The organism is Gilliamella sp. Gris1-4 (assembly GCF_001690335.1).
GTDB classification, from domain to species: domain Bacteria; phylum Pseudomonadota; class Gammaproteobacteria; order Enterobacterales; family Orbaceae; genus Gilliamella; species Gilliamella apicola_P.
The window spans coordinates 1-18,215 of record NZ_LZHA01000043.1 but is presented as its reverse complement, the minus strand read 5'-3'; the positions used below and the strand labels follow the sequence as shown (position 1 = coordinate 18,215).

Below are 18,215 nucleotides of genomic sequence, written 5' to 3'. Positions count from 1 at the left end.
CTCGATTACTGTAGCTTGTACCTAGAGATACCTCATTATACAGATAATTCTTTTCCCGTTACAAAATATATACAAAGAGGCTACAAAGTTTATAGCCACTCTATGAGAGAATTTACGCTAATATCTATAAATAGACTATTTTTTATCAAAATGAATACTTTTTCATCAATAGCAAACCATCTTTTTCATCCATCTTATCCACAAAATCACACGCCAATTGTTTTGTGTGATTTTGATGGTACGATTAGTGTTAAAGATGTCACAGATACTTTACTAAGCCACTTTGGTCAACATGGTTGTGATGAGCTTGAAGAATTGTGGGTTAGCGGTAAAATTGGCTCTCAAGAATGTATGAGTAAACAAATTGCATTAATGGATGCAAGCTTAGATGAACTCAATCAAGTTTTATCACAAATTGAAATTGACCCAGATTTTAAATCTTTTATTCATTATACAGAACAGAACAATATTCCCGTACATGTGCTCAGCGACGGTTTAGATTATGCCATTGAGTTTATTTTAAAACGTCATGGTATTGAACATTTACCTATTTTTGCTAATAAATTGATGCATAATAATGCACGCAGTTGGCGCCTTGAGTTTCCTTATGCAAATAAGGACTGTATTAAGCAAAGTGGCAATTGCAAATGTAATCATGTAAAAAAACAACAGCACTTTTCGCAAATATTATATGTTGGTGACGGCACATCAGACTATTGCGTATCACATAATGTTGATTTCGTTTTTGCCAAAGACAAGTTAGTTAATTATTGTGAAAAAAATAAAATTGAACATTGTAAGATTACTAGTTTCGCAGATGTAACCTCGGCATTAAAACAGGCGCAACATGCTGTTATCCCTGTCATGATGGTAAAATAATAAGGAATATTAATGAGTACAATTCAAGATTTATCTTACTTTCTACCAGGTAACAAAAATGGCGTACTTTTGATTCATGGTTTAACTGGTACCCCCAATGAAATGCGCATTTTAGCTAATGGATTAAATAAAGCTGGATTTACTGTTTATGCAATCCAATTAGCTGGGCATTGTGGTACTGAAGAAGATCTGTGTAAAACAACATGGCAAGATTGGTATAAAAGCGTACAAAATGGCGCAGATTATTTAGCACAGCATGTAGATAATGTTTTTGTTGCTGGATTATCAATGGGTGCGCTACTTGCACTAAAACTTGCTGCCGATAGACCTAAACAAATTAAAGGTGTTGGTGTTTTAGCCCCCACATTTTGTTATGATGGTTGGAGTATGCCATTTTGGGCAAAAAAACTTTTCTTCTTATTAGTCTATTTTAAAAAATTGGGTATTTTTCAAAAAAAGGTTTTCATTGAAAAACCACCCTATGGACTTAAAGATGAACGCATTCGCGCAGTAGTGTCCGAAAGCATGTTAAGTGGCGATGCGGCATCAGCAGGGCTTGCTGGTAACCCGTTTCCTGCACTTGCCGAAATGCAGTTATTGGCAAAAGAGATGCGCAAACAATTACCTAAAGTAATTTCGCCTTGTTTAATTATGCATTCAGGCAATGATGATATCGCCAATATAGAAACTAATGCCAAATTGGTTGAAAAATCGGTATCAGGCTCAACAAAATTAGTGGTATTAAATGATAGTTATCATTTAATTACTATTGACAGCCAACGTCGTGAAGTGATCAAAGAGTGTGCATCGTTCTTTGATAATATCGCAGAAGGAATAAAAGCATAATGTCGCCATTAGTTATTATACTTTGGATTAGTAATATCTGTTTTGATACTCTAGGACAAGTCGCTTTTAAATTTGCAGCCATCGCACCAAATAATCGCGATGGTTGGTACTACTGGCTAGATTTATCGAAAAATAAGTGGATTTGGGTTGGTGTTATATCTTATATTGCTGAATTTTTATTATGGTTAGCCTTTTTAACCTTAGTCCCTCTTTCTCAAGGCGTATTACTTGCTTCATTTAATATCATTACGATTATGTTAGTTGGTCGAATTATTTTTAAAGAATTGCTAGCCATTTATCGCTTAATTGGGATGCTATTAATCACTGCTGGTGTCATTTTTGTAGGAATGTCTTAATATGGCTAGATTTTATTTAATTGGCTTTTCTGTATTGCTTTTTTTTGACACAATTGCGCAATGTAGTTTTAAATTAACGGCTATCGAAGCTCAACCATTAGAAATGAGTATTCAATGGTTAATTCGAGTATTTACCAATCCTTGGATTTATATTTCAATAGTGGGATATATTCTTACTTTCTTCACTTGGATGACATTATTAAAAAAAGCACCTGTAGGCCCTGCTTTTGCTGCATCACATTTTGAAGTTGTGACAGTTATGATTGTTTCAATCTGGTTATTTCACGAACCTATTACATTATTCAAGTTAATAGGTGCAATATTAATTGTTTCAGGTATTCTCTTTTTAGCTTTAGCAGAAAGTAAATTATCTAAACAAAATTTACACAATCATCAACATTAAATTCTGATCACAATAATGGGAAGGTAGGTAAGGCTTTATACCTAAAATACCTGCTTTCCTAAAACTTTTTTGCCAGTTTATACTGCTAATGCCTTTAATAAGGTTAAATTAAGTTGATGTTGCTCTCGTTGCCAATTGATAAGCTTATCTGGCGATATGGTAGGTTGTTTATCGAGCGAACTGAGTAAACGTTTGAACCAATTTGATGGCTGCCATATAGATAGCTCTCCCGTAATATCACTACCAATAATTCTAGGCTTTATTGATGATATAGTATCAAGAATATGATATGTTTGTAGCTTACCTTGATCCCAATTGGTATGAATTACATCTTCGCTCAATGCATCTTTATCAATCGATAAGTAAACGGGTTGTGCACTGTGATACTGTTCTGATAAAAAGCTCGCAATAAGATCATCTGGTGTTGCAAAATGTCGAAAAGCGTGCCCTAAACCAATTTTTTTTGCCCATGCAACATTAACCTCCAAGCTCCAATAAGTCAACTTTTTATGAAAAAGCGTTGACCATCTATTTTCCCAAAAATGAAAAAGCCCAATATCATGAGACGTAATACCAAGTACATGTACATGACTAACAAAAGGCAAACTTGCCACATAACTAACCCATGAACCACAATGAATACCAAACAAATATCGCATATTGTCTGGATGATTATCAAAAATTACGACTTGAATTGGATTCTCGGCAGAGTATTGTTTAGCTAGATTTTCAATCAGTAATAATGAAATATGGTGATAATCACCACTACCCATTAATACCGTGCCATGGCTTTCAGGTAAAGATTGCTGTAACACATCATTAAATTGGTGAAATTTTTTCTTAGTACAACCAAAACGAATCGCATCTTGCCATTGGGTAAAATCAATCGTTTTAGCATGACAAATTTCACCAACACTTCTATCAAAATTGAGAATAATAGGACATGTCATGTTACTTTCTCCTTGTCACTTTCAAAATGACCAATGAATCTACGCAATACGGTTTTTAATAATGGGTTGCGAATATAGACAAGATGTTTAGTAAAGGTGAATTTTGCACCTAACGAAGCTTTTACTTCGGGATCAGTCCAACCTGCAATATAGTGACTAAAACCTTGCTGTAAAGCATATTCAAGATTAACAAACCAACTTATAAAATAGAGATTAAGTTCCCTTGCCTGTGGATAAACCATACCGATATATTTATCAACTAGCATATTATTAACAACAAAACAAATATTGAACCCCACCAACCTATCATTATAGTGATAAGTCACTATATGTGCATTTTGGATTTTGCATTGTAATAGTTGGGTAAAAAACGGTTTGGTCAATAAGTCAAAATGTATTTCACTTTGCTGATAAACATTAAGATACAATTGATAATACTCATCTAGAACAGTATCATCAAAAAAACAATCATCACCACTATGCAAAACATTAATATTTAATTTTTCACGTGATCTTAATTTTCTTCTAAAATTTTTACGTCGGCTATAAGAAAACCGTAAAAAAACCTCGTCCATATTTGCAAAGTCAATCGGAACCCAAGCTAATGCCTGCCCTTCAACTTCGATAAAACCATTTTCTTTTAATGACGAAATAAAATGCATTGAATAATGGTTGTCTTTTTCGTTTAGTAAAGGAGACGCAACAGGAATATCTTTAACAATAAAAAAAGGATACTGCTTAGCATAAGCTGCTTTAAGGTGTTCAGCCAATTGATTCGCATCAACGTTATCAGTTAATAATGCATATTCCGAAACAGTAGCACCAACAAAACAAGTATGAGGTTTTAAATAACGTCGCCATTTATTATAAAAAGGAAATTTCTGAACTTTATGCCTGAAATCATCATCTGCAGTGGTAAGAAGATCAAACTTAGCAGAAAAAATAGGCACACCATCTTCGCTCAGCCAAACTGAAAAATCTTGCGGAGGATGGGCTAAAAAATTGTCTATTAATTCATTAGGTTCTAACTGATTAATGTATTTCATAAGGTAAATCTATGATTGGCTGTAACACATAATCTCGCCAATAGACATTGACGGGATTATGAAGATCAAACAATTAAAGTTCTTTTTTCGCTCGGGTAATTAACTGATCTAGAAGTTCAATACCTTGATCAATTTCCTGACGTGAAATGTGTAATGATGGTGCAAAAGTAATCACATTTTTATAGTAACCACCAATATCAAGCACTAATCCCATTTTGGTACCTTTCCAATCAAGATCACCTGACATACCAATATCAACCATTTTGTCAACTAAGGCTTTATTAGCCGTAAAGCCATCTTCTGTACAAATTTCTGCGCGAAGTGCCAAGCCTAAACCATCAACTTCACCAATTTCTTTATGTTTCTTCTCAAGTGTTTTTAAACCCTCAAGAAAATAAGCACCACTATCCATTACCATTTTTTCGTAATCTGTTTCAGAAGTCATTTTTAATACTTCAAGACCAACAGCTGTACCTAATGGATTTGATGCAAAAGTTGAGTGGGTTGAGCCAACTGGGAATACTTGAGGATTGATTAATTCTTCACGCGCCCATAAACCACCTAGTGGATTAAGACCATTAGTTAATGCTTTAGCAAAAACAACAACATCAGGTTTAACATCAAAGTGTTCAATTGACCAAAGTTTACCTGTACGATAAAAGCCCATTTGGATTTCATCAACCACCAATAAAATACCATACTGATCTAAAACTTTTTTAAGTCCTTTAAAGTAATTACGAGGAGGAACAATATAACCACCTGTTGCCTGTAAAGGTTCAGCATAGAACGCTGCATATTCAGCTTGCCCAACTTTTGGATCCCAAACACCGTGGTATTCAGTTTCAAATAAACGCGCAAATTCTGCGACTAGATGTTCACCATACTCCTCCGCTGTCATGCCTTTTGGACGACGGAAAGGATATGGGAAAGGAACAAACATCGCACGATCACCAAAATGACCATAGCGACGACGATAACGATAACTTGATGTAATTGATGAAGCACCTAAAGTTCGACCATGGTATCCACCTTGGAAAGCGAACATTAATGATTTACCACCAGTAGCATTACGAACAACTTTTAAAGAGTCTTCAATACACTGTGAACCACCTACATTGAAATGTACTCGCCCTTCATAACCAAATCGCTTTTCCATACCTTGAGCAATAGTTTTAGCTAATTCAATTTTAGTTGGGTGTAAATATTGGCTAGCACATTGTGGTAAGGTATCAATTTGCTTTTTAAGAACATTGTTTAAACGTTCATTGGCATAACCGAAGTTACATGCAGAATACCACATTTGTAGATCAAGGAAAGCTTTGCCTTCTTTGTCATACATATAACTACCTTCACAACCATCAAAAATTTTTGGTGGTTCTACATAATGCACTGTATCACCAAAAGAACAATATTTTGCCTCATCTGCTAACAAGATAGCATCATCAGGACGGCTATTAATCATTTCTAAAGTTGGTTTACTCATAAGTTAGTCTCACTAATTGATATTCAAACATGATAAAATGTGGCATTATTATTCAGGAAATTTGTTTGTTACAATGTACAATTAATGTATAGATTGTGTGACGGCAAAACTAACCATCAATAAGATATAAAATTAGTATAAATAACGACAGGTGATCACCTTTTATATATGGGTATGAAAAATGAAAAAAACATTTTGTACACTATCTATTTTATCAATAATAACTTTAGGAGTTACCCAAATTGCATTAGCTGACTCTACCTCTATCGGGGTTGGTGTGGGTCGGACTAATTCACCGTATAAAAGTTATAGTGCTAATTATTACCCTATTCCTCATATTGATTATGATAATGGTCTGTTTTTTATCGATGACCTGTCGGCAGGTATTTATGCTTATAATCAAGACAATCAAAGCGTCTCTATTGGCGCACGTTATTTATCTAACGAATTTAAGCCACATAATTCAGATAACCACCAATTAAGGCTACTTGATAGCCGCCATTCAACATTACTTGCAGAAATCGAGTATTCTATTGATACCAATTGGGGAAGTTTTTCCAGTAGTGTAGGAACTGATGTATTAAATGAAAGTAATAGTATTTTAGTAAATGCTGATTATACCGTTCCTTATATGCAAGGCAATTTGATTGTTGCGCCCACCATCGGTATAAATTGGGCTAATAATAAGCACAATGATTATTATTATGGTGTTTCACATAAAGAAACCTCTCGTTCAGGATTACGATACTTTAATGCTGATGCGTCATTGACACCTTATGCTGAATTAGCTGCACAATATTCATTAACCCCAAATATTGCGACATTTGGTGGTGTTCATATTGACAAATTAACTGGTGATGCGGCAGATAGCCCAATGGTGGATAATAGCACGGTAACCTCGATTTATATGGGTGTATCTTATAGCTTCTGATAAATATACATTTATACTCAATAACCAAATAATGACAGCTTATTATTCTCTATAAGTTGTTACTCATTTAAACAATGATAACTCTTTATCACAAAAATGCAGGAAATAGAAAAGTATGCTTTGGTTTAAAAATGCCATAATTTACCAACTTAATAGCGACACGTTACTTAATAAAGATGCAATAGAAAAAGCGCTAAAGTCTCACCCTTTTACTCCATGTGGTAATTTAGACACCACAAAGATGGGCTGGGTTTCACCTTATCATGATAATAATCAAGATGATTTTATAGTTGACATGCAAGGGCATTTATTATTACGGATAAAAAAAGAAACAAAAATATTACCAGCTCCCGTAATAAAACAAGCTTTATTAGAAAAAATCGATAAACAAGAACAAGCACTAAGCAGAAAACTAACTAAAAACGAAAAAGCCACCTTAAAAGATGAGGTTATGATCGATCTAATGCCAAGAGCTTTTAGTAAATATAATCATTATTGGTTATGGTTAGATACGCATAATAAACGCATTATTGTTGACTGCAGTAGCTTTAAACAATCAGAAGATATCTTAGCGATTTTACGTAAAGAGCTTGGCTCACTCGCTTTAACGCCTTTATCGATTGATAAACCGCTTGAACAGGTTATGACCACATGGGCTAAGGAAAACCTAAAATTCCCACCATTTTTATTAGGCGATCAAGCCGAACTAAAAGATCCTCTTGAAGGGAATGGAATTATTAGCTGTAAAAATCAAGAAATCACCAGTGATGAAATGCGTGTCCATTTCGATTCAGGGAAATGGATCACTAAAATAAAAATTATTGATGAAAGAGGCGTTAGCTTTATTATTAATAGTGACCTAACATTTAAACGAATTAAGTTCGATTCTATTATTTTGGATGAAAACGAAGATATCGGTTCAGATGAATTTGATAAAAGATTAGAAGCTGACTTCTTTATTATGGCTAATACATTAGCAAATTCCATTAATGACTTTTACATAACAATTAACAAAATTATTTGATAAAATTATTTAAATATTTTTTTGTTGTGACAGCAATAACTATAGATTTGCCTATTATCTATGCTATACTAGGCAACAGATTATGGGTAACATAATTTTATAACAATAAAGAAACTAAACAACGTCTATAACAACATTTAAGTTGAGGCAATAAAATGAAAAAAACTACTCTAGCTCTAGCAATCGCAGTTGCAAGTTTAACAGCTACTGCAGCTAACGCAGCATACGATGACAACACTATTTATGTAGGTGCAAAATTAGGTTGGTCAGAACTTTATCGATTAGATGCAAATAAAGTTCGTGTATGGGATAACGTTGGCATTAGTACATCAGACCGTAGCAACGTTGCTGGTGGAGCTTTCCTCGGTTTCCAAGCAAATCCTTACTTAGCTTTTGAATTAGGCTATGACTGGTTAGGATCTGCTAAATATAAAAGATCTTTCAGTTATGCTGGAAGAAGCTATGATGTAGGACATAGTAAAGTTTCTGCACAAGGCGTTTCTTTAACTGGTAAATTAAGCTATCCTATCATTGATGGACTAGATATCTATGGTCGTGCAGGTGGTATGGTTACTATCGCTAAATGGAAAAATGGTGGCTTAGTTAAAAAATATGATAAACTTGACAATGGTACAAAAACTGACCTATCTCCAGTTTATGCATTAGGTCTTGACTATCGTTTCGACGAAGACTTCTCTACTCGTTTAGAATACCAATATGTTCAACATATTCATACTAAAACTGACGCATCTCCAGACGCAGGTACTGTAAGTTTAGGTATTACTTACCGTTTAGGTTCACCAGCTACTCCAGCTCCGGTTGAACTAAAAACTGAAGTAAACCGTTATGTATTAAATGAAGATGTACTATTTGCTTATGCAAAAGCTGATTTAAAAGCTGAAGGTCGTCAAGCATTAGATAACTTACTTACAAGCCTTGTTAAACTTAACCCAACTGAAAGCGCTATCGTAGTAATTGGTCATACTGACCGTATTGGTTCAGTTAATTATAACCAAAAACTATCAGAACAACGTGCTAACTCAGTAATGAAATACTTAGTTGAAAAAGGTGTTCCTGCTAACCTAATTACTGCTCATGGTATGGGTAAATCTCAACCAGTTACTGGAACAAAATGTAACGCACTTCGTGGCGCTGACTTAAAGGCATGTTTAGCACCAGATCGTCGTGTTGAAATTGAAGTTAAAGCTCGTAATGAAAAAGAAGTTCGAGTAACTAATAAAACAAATTAATTTTTGTTTTTAGATTCTTCATTAAAACCCGGTTAAATACCGGGTTTTTTCTTATTTTATTGTTAACAACTAAATTAAATATTACCTTAGATCTACAAATTATCCACAAAAAAGATTATAATACTTTACGATATTGTTAGTAAGCAAAGTTAAAGGAGTTGCCGTGCCTACCGCTATTTGGCAAGATTGCCTTTCTCAATTACAAGAAGAAATCCCCACAACAGAATTCAACTTATGGATTCGCCCTTTGCAAGCGGAAATGGTTGATAATAAACTCTATATCTATGCGCCCAATAGATTTGTTCTAGATTGGGTAAGAAATAAATATTTAACTACTATTTCACAATTATTAAATAAACTTTTTAATGACGATTCTCTAAAATTATTTCTTGAAGTTGGTTCAACCGTATCCACAGATAAAAAAGAACAGGGTAACCAACAAAAAGCAGATGTTGTTCCGGCATGGAAAACAACAAAAGAAACCAATAATAATCAAGTGTATCATTCAGGTATTAATCATAAGCACACTTTTAATAGTTTTGTTGAGGGTAAATCAAATCAACTTGCTGTTGCGGCTGCAAAACAAGTGGCTGAAAACCCAGGAAAAGCTTATAACCCGTTATTCTTATATGGTTCTACAGGATTAGGTAAAACGCATTTATTGCATGCTGTTGGTAACCAAATAATGGCAGAAAAAGCCAACGCAAAAGTTGTTTACATGCACTCAGAACGCTTCGTGCAAGACATGGTCAAAGCACTACAAAATAATGCTATTGAAGAATTTAAAAATTACTATCGTTCCGTTGATGCATTGTTGATTGATGACATCCAATTTTTTGCCAATAAAGAGCGATCTCAGGAAGAATTTTTCCACACATTTAACTCTTTATTAGAAGGTAATCAACAAATTATTTTAACGTCAGATCGCTATCCAAAAGAAATTAATGGCGTTGAAGACCGACTAAAATCACGTTTTGGTTGGGGACTAACCATTGCAATTGAACCTCCTGAACTAGAAACACGAGTTGCGATTTTAATGAAAAAAGCCGAGGAAAATCAAATAAAATTACCTGAAGAAGTCGCATTTTTTATTGCTAAACGATTACGTTCTAATGTTCGTGAATTAGAGGGCGCACTTAATCGAGTTATCGCTAATGCTAATTTTACAGGAAAGGCTATTACCATTGATTTTGTTAAAGATGCCTTAAAAGATTTACTCGCTTTACAAGAAAAACTTGTCACTATTGAAAATATACAAAAGACAGTTGCCGAATATTATAAAATTAAAGTATCAGATTTACTTTCTAAACGTCGTTCACGTTCTGTAGCAAGACCACGACAAGTAGCAATGGCGCTTGCCAAAGAACTTACCAATAAAAGCCTACCTGAAATTGGTGATGGCTTTGGTGGCAGAGATCACACGACTGTATTACATGCATGTAGAAAGATCGCAGAGTTAAAAGAAGAAAGCAATAATATTAAAGAAGATTACTCCAATTTAATTCGAACATTATCAACTTAAAAAGAATCAATACTATGAAATTTATTATAGATCGTGAAAAACTAATAAAACCATTACAACTTGTAAGTGCTCCACTAAGTAGTCGCCCTACACTACCAATTTTGGGGAATTTATTATTACAAGTAAGTGATAACACGCTATCGATGACAGGAACTGATCTTGAAATAGAGATGATATCTCATCTACCATTAGTTGAACCAAGTGAACCTGGTGCTACAACCGTGCCAGCAAGAAAGTTTCTTGATATCTGTCGAAACTTACCTAATGATGCCAAAATTTCGATAAGCGTTGACGATAACCGATTGATGATTCAATCAGGGCGTAGTAAATTTTCATTATCAACACTACCAGCTACCGATTTTCCAAATTTAGAAAATTGGCAAAGTGATGTTGAACTTTCAGTTCCACAAAAAACCATTAAACGCCTGATTGATGCAGTACAATTTTCAATGGCAAATCAAGACGTAAGATATTACCTAAATGGCATGTTATTTGAAATTGAAGATGGTTTACTAAAATCAGTTGCAACAGATGGACATCGATTAGCTTTATGCGCACAACCTATTGAACAAGATACTAAAACTAATCATTCTGTCATTTTACCAAGAAAAGGGGTACTAGAGCTTGCAAAACTGGTTAGTGATAACGAAGAATTAATCAATATGCAAATTGGTAATAATAACTTACGGGTTAATCTTGGTGATTTCACTTTCACATCAAAACTCATTGATGGAAGATTCCCTGACTACAAACGAGTATTACCACGCAACCCAGATAAACCACTTGAAGTATCTTGCGAAGAACTTAAAAACGCCCTATCAAGAGTCGCAATCTTATCTAATGAAAAATTCCGTGGTATTCGACTTTATGTCCATAACAATCAAATAAAAATTACAGCAAATAACCCAGAACAAGAAGAAGCAGAAGAAGTTATTGACGTAAAATATGAATCAGCAGAGCTTGAAATTGGCTTCAATGTAACCTATCTACTTGATATATTAAATACATTGAAATGTGATAGCGTACAACTATTATTAACCGATGCAACATCAAGTGTACAAATAGAAGATATCAATAATCAAACAGCAACTTATGTTGTTATGCCAATGCGCTTATAATCCAATCCTACTTAATATTCCGGCTTCGGCCGGAATAATTTAAAGCATATGACTCTTTCAAAAATCAAAGTTCATCATTTTCGTAATATTAGTTATGCACAGTTATCTTTATCGCCACATTTCAACTTCATTGTTGGCGATAATGGGAGTGGAAAAACAAGCTTACTTGAAGCTATTTATATGCTTGGTCATGGTCGTGCATTTAGACATACTCAATCTAATCGAATTATTCAACACGAACAGCCAGAGCTAGTATTATTCAGCGAACTAAACACGTCCAATCAACAAATTCACTCAATTGGACTTGCTAAATCGCGTAATAATGATAACAAAATCAGAATAGATGGAGATGAAGGTTATCGATTAACCGATTTAGCCAAATTATTACCCATACAACTAATCACACCTGAAGGATTTGATTTATTGACTGGTGGACCTAAATATCGCCGTGCATTTATTGATTGGGGATGTTTTCATCATTACCCAGAATTTGTGTATTTATGGAATAACCTAAAGCGTTTATTTAAACAACGCAATGCATTATTAAAGCAATCCCATAGCTATAATCAATTATTACCTTGGGACAAAGAACTCGTGCCCATCGCTGAAAAAATTAGCCACATTAGAGAAAACTACTCACAACATATTTTTCCTGAAATTATACAAACATGCCATGATTTTTTACCCGAATACCAACTTAATTGCCAATATTATCAAGGTTGGGAGCATGGTACTGATTATGCTGAAATATTACGCAAACAGTATGAACGAGACAAACTCCTTAACTACACATCAGCCGGACCACATAAAGCAGATATTCGATTACGAGTTGATAACATTCCAGTTGAAGATCTGTTATCACGTGGTCAATTAAAATTATTAATGTGCGCATTACGTTTATCTCAAGGTGAATATTACTCTAAGCAAAATACCCAAGCTTGTATCTACCTACTTGATGATTTTGCATCTGAATTAGATAACAATAAACGCGAATTATTAGCCAAACGTTTAAAACAAGCTAATTCACAAGTATTCATAACTGCAGTTAACCAATCGCAAATTACCCATATGATCGATGAAAATGATAAGATTTTTCACATAAGATCTGGTATAATTTCGTAAATATACAGAACGATATAAACAATCAAAAAAGTCGAGAAATCCATGTCCAATTCTTATGATTCTTCTAGCATTAAAGTACTCAAAGGGCTTGATGCTGTCCGTAAACGTCCAGGTATGTATATTGGTGATACTGATGATGGCACAGGACTTCACCATATGGTTTTTGAAGTTGTTGATAATGCCATAGATGAAGCATTAGCTGGGTATTGTCACCATATTGAAGTAACTATCCATCCCGACAACTCTGTTTCTGTGCGTGACGATGGTCGTGGTATTCCAACAGGTATTCATGAAGAAGAAGGTGTTTCAGCAGCAGAAGTTATCATGACCGTATTACATGCTGGTGGTAAATTTGATGATAATTCTTACAAAGTATCTGGTGGTTTGCATGGTGTAGGTGTTTCAGTTGTTAACGCCTTATCAGATAAATTAGAATTAGTTATTTATCGTGATGGAAAAATCCACCAACAAGTTTATAACTTAGGTGTACCGCAAGAGCCACTAAAAGTCATTGGTGAAACATCTGAATCTGGCACTTATGTACGCTTTTGGCCAAGCCCAGAAACATTTACCAATATTGAGTTTGTCTACGAAATATTAGCAAAACGACTACGAGAATTATCATTCTTAAACTCAGGTGTATCTATAAGATTACTTGATGAGCGTACTGGTAAAAGTGAACACTATCATTACGAAGGTGGCATTCAAGCGTTTGTTGAATACTTAAACAAAAACAAAAATCCTATTCATCCTAAAATATTTTATTTCAGCACAGAAAAAGACGGTATTGGTGTTGAAGTAGCACTACAATGGAACGATGGTTACCAAGAAAACATCTATTGCTTTACTAACAACATCCCACAACGAGATGGCGGTACTCACTTAGCCGGTTTCCGTGGAGCAATGACACGAACATTAAACAACTATATGGAAGCTGAAGGATACAGCAAAAAAGCAAAAATCAGCGCCACAGGTGATGATGCTCGTGAGGGGTTAATTGCGGTAGTGTCAGTTAAAGTACCTGATCCTAAGTTCTCATCACAAACCAAAGACAAATTGGTATCATCAGAAGTAAAATCCGCCGTTGAATCCGTAATGGGCGAAAAGTTAACAGAATATCTACTTGAAAACCCAAGTGATGCCAAAATTGTTGTCGGAAAAATCATCGATGCCGCAAGAGCACGAGAAGCCGCCCGTAAAGCGCGCGAAATGACACGTCGGAAAGGCGCCTTAGACTTAGGCGGATTACCAGGTAAACTTGCTGATTGCCAAGAAAAAGACCCAGCTTTATCTGAATTATACTTAGTGGAAGGGGACTCTGCGGGGGGCTCAGCAAAACAGGGACGCAACCGCAAAAATCAAGCAATCTTACCGCTTAAAGGTAAAATTTTAAATGTCGAAAAAGCCCGTTTTGACAAAATGCTCTCATCTCAAGAAGTCGGAACACTAATTACCGCATTAGGTTGTGGAATTGGCCGTGATGAATATAACCCAGACAAAATGCGTTACCACAGCATTATTATCATGACCGATGCCGACGTTGATGGCTCGCATATTCGAACGTTATTATTAACATTCTTCTACCGACAAATGCCAGAAATCATTGAGCGAGGTTATGTCTATATTGCACAGCCACCTTTATACAAAGTCAAAAAAGGCAAGCAAGAACAATATATCAAAGATGATGAGGCAATGACGCAATTTCAAATTGCCTTAGCGCTTGAAGATGCATCGTTACATGTCAATGACCATGCACCAGCACTTGCAGGCGAAGCATTAGAAAGACTAATTGCTGAATATCAAAAAGTCGAAAAACTTATTACAAAAATGGAACGTCGCTATCCAAAAGCGTTGCTATCGGAATTGGTTTATCATGATGTATTAAACGAAAGTATTTTACAAAACCAACAACAAGCCGAAAATTGGGCAAAAACCCTTGTTGAAAAACTATCAAATAAAGAACAACATGGTAGCAGCTACCTTTATTCAGCTGAATATAATGAAAAAGCACAGCTATATGTGCCAATCATTAAAGTAAAAACTCATGGTGTAGATACTAATTATCCATTAGATCAAGTATTCATCCATAGTAATGAATACCGTAATATCTGCCACCTTGGTGCACAATTAAAAGATCTACTTGAAGACAGCGCCTTTATTCAACGTGGAGAACGCAAACAACCCGTAGAATCTTTTGATGAAGCTGTTGATTGGTTAATTAAAGAATCACGTCGTGGATTAACTATTCAGCGTTATAAAGGACTAGGTGAAATGAACCCAGAACAGTTATGGGAAACCACAATGGATCCAACCAGTCGTCGCATGTTGCAAGTCACCATAAAAGATGCAATTGAAGCGGATCAATTATTTACCACATTAATGGGTGATGAAGTTGAGCCACGCCGACTATTTATTGAAGAAAATGCCCTTAAAGCGGCGAATTTAGATTTTTAAATATTGTCGTGATAAAAAGTAAAAAACCAGACGTAATGTCTGGTTTTTTATTAAGTGAAGAATGGTAGTGTCTGTTTTTTGTAAAAAAATAAAACAAAACCATAATGAAATCAATAATTTTAATTACCACTTTTTTTGTGGAAAATAATGTCTTTTTTGTTGGCGGATAGAATCGGTTTGGTGTGGTGGTTTCGGAAGTTTTTGCTTTGGTCATTCCGAAACCTTGCCAAACTAAAATAGACCACAGCTTTAAACCGCCACAGCGTAATCCACTAAGACTGCCATCGACGCTTTCTGCGTCGGCGTCGGCGGCGGAGGCGGGGGCGGCGCTATTTTGGCTTTGCCACAACTGCGCAACCCTAAGGGAAAACGCCCAACTTCGCGGGGGCTTTATTCTTTTTTATATTGTCCTCTCAGACACCATAACCTCCCCCGCGGCCCAAGTATTAAAGAATAAGAAATAAAAGTTAAGGTGCGGTGCAAACAGCAGAACCGTTATCGGAAACGCTACGGATGTTGACGGGACCGAGGTTCGAGTAGATAATCAAGCCATCGCCGCTACCTGTTGCGTCGCTTGCCCAGTAGGGGTTGCGGACGAAGCCCGCATCAACGTAGAGGTTCATGTCGCCCCACTCCGTGAAAAATCCTGCTCCTATGTGACGCTGGTAATAATTACCTGATGAACTAGGGGCTGCGCCTGAAATAGGAGGGTTATCTGTTTTGACCGCGTTGGTTAAATCACTTACCCGTGACATCCGATAACCCAAACTATTACACCATGCTGCTTGATTAAAAAGGTTAACTTCTCGACCACCCCGATGGACGAACCACTGCCTCAATACAAATCCATAACGAACCTCATGACCGCTACCATCACTACCCACCAACTCAAAGGTCTGTGGCAAAGATGGCACGGTAATTTGAAAAGGATCAGGATTACTCCACTGGCTTCTTGCCTCTGGACCATGCAACGTTACCCGTGTTACATTCTTGGATTTATCCGTAATCCACAGATCAGCTGGTACAGTATCTCTCCTTGGGTCTCTGAATGTCCCTGTTAGCGGCGTTACCCAACTCACCGTCACACCTAGACTACCAATTGTGTTAACTGTCCAACTCAACTGACTTGCATCTATCTCAGTAGGAATTTCTAAATCAAAATACAAACCATCTGCTCCTGTAGTAGGAAAGTTTCTGTCGTAAGATGATGGACTTGTTGACTGAACTAAAAAGCCCTTATCTGGATTCCATATGTTAGATGGACCGGCATAACGAGGGTTGTCGAAAGAAACAATGTCACTTGTTCCACCCACCAACAAATTCGGTCTGACCGATTGCACAAAATAACAACTACCTGAAGAATCCGGCTTGATGTAATACTCTACACTGCCTCCACTAAATGTACTTCTATTTGGCAAACCATACTGTGTAGTTAAACTTCCCCCTGTACTACTTAAAGTTACCTTATAAGGTGCACTACATTTACTTAATGTATCGCCACGACTAACCGTAGTGCCATCTTTATCCTTTATTGCTAACGATATACTCCCTGATGCCGCTACTCCCCCAGCTCCCTGTCCATCTCCATCATCATCTCCCCAATTACCTAAGGAAACTAAGTCACTTAAGCTGACTGTATTTTCCCCTGATGGCACCACCATATGGATATCATTAAGTGTTCCTCCATCGGAAACTATTATCGGATTTGCCGAACTTGATGTGTTAGTTAATGGCGTGATAACCCTTCCATCCGGCAACTCTATACCCAATAACGTGTCAGTATCTGTTACCTTTGTCTGTCCCCCATCAAATGTTAAATACGGCGCACTACCATGAACGTTATTAATTGTACTTGCGGACAATGCTTGTAAAGAAAATGAATACGGTAATAGCAATAGCGGAGTCAGAGACAACGAAATTGGAAATTTTGAGATAAATTTTAATCGAGGAGTGGATACAAACAATTTCGCAGATTTTTTGGATGAAATTTGGATTTGCGTGAAACTTTGAAGATTTAAATGCTTAAAAAGGTTTGAAACATAAGTTTGTCTATGCTGGCACTGGTAATTATTGCGCATTTTATTTCACCAATTAAGTGTTTTTATGTTTTTGTTTCGTTTTGTTTTTTATCTAATTGTTTAAAAAATAGACTTGTTTTTTAAACAGTGGTAGTATAGAGAACTGATCAACTTTTAGCTAGCTTCATGGTGAGAGATTTTTGTAAAAAATGTAAATGAACAATAAGATTAGTTTTTTTTGTTAATGGTATGAGAGTGCTTTTAACGACATAAAATCTTTTCTTTATTATATTGATTTTATTTAAAATAATATAAAGTAACTATACATAAATACTAAAAAATAAACGGTAGATTGAAAAGTAAAGTTTTTCCCATTAATTTTTCTGGTTATTTATGTACAGTTAATTTATGCAATAACTATGTTTGAAATCTAATATAAAACTCTATTATTCTTGTGTTAAAAAATAATGTTTGGTCACTTTATTGAGAATCAAACAAATAGCCAAAATAAGTAGGGCGTGTTGATCTTTCATGATTATTTTTTAGACGGCATGATGTGAGTTATAATAATTCAGCCAAAAACAACCATAACTCGATTCATCATGCCAAGAACAATGCTAACAGATAAACGGTGGGAAAAGCTACTACAAATAATGAAAAATACCGGCCGAGTTTATAATAAATCCGAGCATCGGATGACGTTTGAAGGGATCCTTTTCCGAATGAGAACCGGTATTCCTTGGCGAGATTTGCCAGAAGAGTTTGGTGAATGGAGCACTGTCTATAGGCGATTTAATTTGTGGTCTAAAAAAG

At 35.6% G+C, this 18,215-nt stretch carries 17 protein-coding genes; 12 read left to right on the top strand and 5 right to left on the bottom strand.

Features of this window, described 5'->3' with window-relative positions:
* The first annotated feature begins 150 nt into the window (after positions 1-150).
* The 4 genes from A9G31_RS05755 to A9G31_RS05740 are packed head-to-tail and all read left to right on the top strand — an operon-like array spanning position 151 to position 2,484.
* The gene (locus A9G31_RS05755; RefSeq protein ID WP_065560873.1) at positions 151-879 is read left to right on the top strand and encodes an MtnX-like HAD-IB family phosphatase; all 729 of its coding nucleotides are present in this window, start codon (positions 151-153) and stop codon (positions 877-879) included.
* A 12-nt stretch (positions 880-891) separates the two neighbouring features.
* Complete coding sequence (locus A9G31_RS05750) at positions 892-1,725, top strand: alpha/beta hydrolase (RefSeq protein WP_065560842.1); 834 nt, start codon at positions 892-894, stop codon at positions 1,723-1,725.
* Positions 1,725-2,081 (top strand): hypothetical protein, encoded by a 357-nt coding sequence (locus A9G31_RS05745; RefSeq protein ID WP_065560841.1) that lies wholly within the window; start codon positions 1,725-1,727, stop codon positions 2,079-2,081. Before A9G31_RS05750 ends, A9G31_RS05745 begins: the two co-directional genes overlap by 1 nt.
* A 1-nt stretch (position 2,082) precedes the next feature.
* Positions 2,083-2,484 carry a DMT family transporter gene (locus A9G31_RS05740; RefSeq protein ID WP_065560840.1) on the top strand — a complete coding sequence of 134 codons (402 nt, stop codon included), beginning with the start codon at positions 2,083-2,085 and terminating at the stop codon, positions 2,482-2,484.
* A gap of 77 nt (positions 2,485-2,561) precedes the next feature.
* On the opposite strand, the gene A9G31_RS05735 is transcribed toward A9G31_RS05740, so the two are convergent.
* The 3 genes from A9G31_RS05735 to A9G31_RS05725 all read right to left on the bottom strand — a co-directional run bounded on the left by A9G31_RS05735 (position 2,562) and on the right by A9G31_RS05725 (position 5,963).
* Positions 2,562-3,434, bottom strand: coding sequence for an arginase family protein (locus A9G31_RS05735; protein ID WP_065560839.1), 873 nt, complete (start codon positions 3,432-3,434; stop codon positions 2,562-2,564).
* The gene (locus tag A9G31_RS05730) at positions 3,431-4,480 is read right to left on the bottom strand and encodes a GNAT family N-acetyltransferase (RefSeq protein WP_065560838.1); all 1,050 of its coding nucleotides are present in this window, start codon (positions 4,478-4,480) and stop codon (positions 3,431-3,433) included. Before A9G31_RS05730 ends, A9G31_RS05735 begins: the two co-directional genes overlap by 4 nt.
* Positions 4,481-4,553: 73 nt before the next feature.
* Positions 4,554-5,963: an aspartate aminotransferase family protein gene (locus tag A9G31_RS05725; RefSeq protein WP_141671394.1), complete on the bottom strand. Its 1,410-nt coding sequence runs from the start codon at positions 5,961-5,963 to the stop codon at positions 4,554-4,556.
* A gap of 181 nt (positions 5,964-6,144) precedes the next feature.
* Between A9G31_RS05725 and A9G31_RS05720 the strand changes: the two genes are divergently transcribed.
* From A9G31_RS05720 to gyrB, 7 genes are all read left to right on the top strand, one after another.
* Positions 6,145-6,894 (top strand): MipA/OmpV family protein, encoded by a 750-nt coding sequence (locus A9G31_RS05720; RefSeq protein ID WP_065560837.1) that lies wholly within the window; start codon positions 6,145-6,147, stop codon positions 6,892-6,894.
* A 115-nt stretch (positions 6,895-7,009) separates the two neighbouring features.
* Positions 7,010-7,918 carry a recombination-associated protein RdgC gene (locus A9G31_RS05715; RefSeq protein WP_065560836.1) on the top strand — a complete coding sequence of 303 codons (909 nt, stop codon included), beginning with the start codon at positions 7,010-7,012 and terminating at the stop codon, positions 7,916-7,918.
* Positions 7,919-8,073: 155 nt separating this feature from the next.
* The gene (gene ompA / locus A9G31_RS05710) at positions 8,074-9,168 is read left to right on the top strand and encodes a porin OmpA (RefSeq protein WP_065560835.1); all 1,095 of its coding nucleotides are present in this window, start codon (positions 8,074-8,076) and stop codon (positions 9,166-9,168) included.
* 163 nt (positions 9,169-9,331) lie between these two features.
* On the top strand, positions 9,332-10,690 hold the full coding sequence (gene dnaA / locus A9G31_RS05705; protein ID WP_065560834.1) for a chromosomal replication initiator protein DnaA: 1,359 nt from the start codon (positions 9,332-9,334) through the stop codon (positions 10,688-10,690).
* A gap of 14 nt (positions 10,691-10,704) precedes the next feature.
* Positions 10,705-11,808 (top strand): DNA polymerase III subunit beta, encoded by a 1,104-nt coding sequence (gene dnaN / locus A9G31_RS05700; protein WP_065560833.1) that lies wholly within the window; start codon positions 10,705-10,707, stop codon positions 11,806-11,808.
* Positions 11,809-11,856: 48 nt separating this feature from the next.
* Positions 11,857-12,930, top strand: coding sequence for a DNA replication/repair protein RecF (gene recF / locus A9G31_RS05695; protein WP_065560832.1), 1,074 nt, complete (start codon positions 11,857-11,859; stop codon positions 12,928-12,930).
* Between the two features lie 42 nt (positions 12,931-12,972).
* Entirely contained in the window at positions 12,973-15,384 is a 2,412-nt protein-coding gene (gyrB, locus tag A9G31_RS05690) for a DNA topoisomerase (ATP-hydrolyzing) subunit B (RefSeq protein WP_065560831.1), read from the top strand.
* Here the strand turns inward: gyrB and A9G31_RS05685 are convergent.
* Entirely contained in the window at positions 15,359-15,733 is a 375-nt protein-coding gene (locus tag A9G31_RS05685) for a hypothetical protein (protein ID WP_065560830.1), read from the bottom strand. The two genes, gyrB and A9G31_RS05685, sit on opposite strands and share 26 nt — an antisense overlap.
* A 118-nt stretch (positions 15,734-15,851) precedes the next feature.
* Entirely contained in the window at positions 15,852-17,279 is a 1,428-nt protein-coding gene (locus A9G31_RS05680; RefSeq protein ID WP_141671393.1) for a hypothetical protein, read from the bottom strand.
* Between the two features lie 725 nt (positions 17,280-18,004).
* Between A9G31_RS05680 and A9G31_RS05675 the strand changes: the two genes are divergently transcribed.
* A partial coding sequence (locus A9G31_RS05675) for a transposase (RefSeq protein WP_141671392.1) occupies positions 18,005-18,215 on the top strand: 211 nt, incomplete at its 3' end.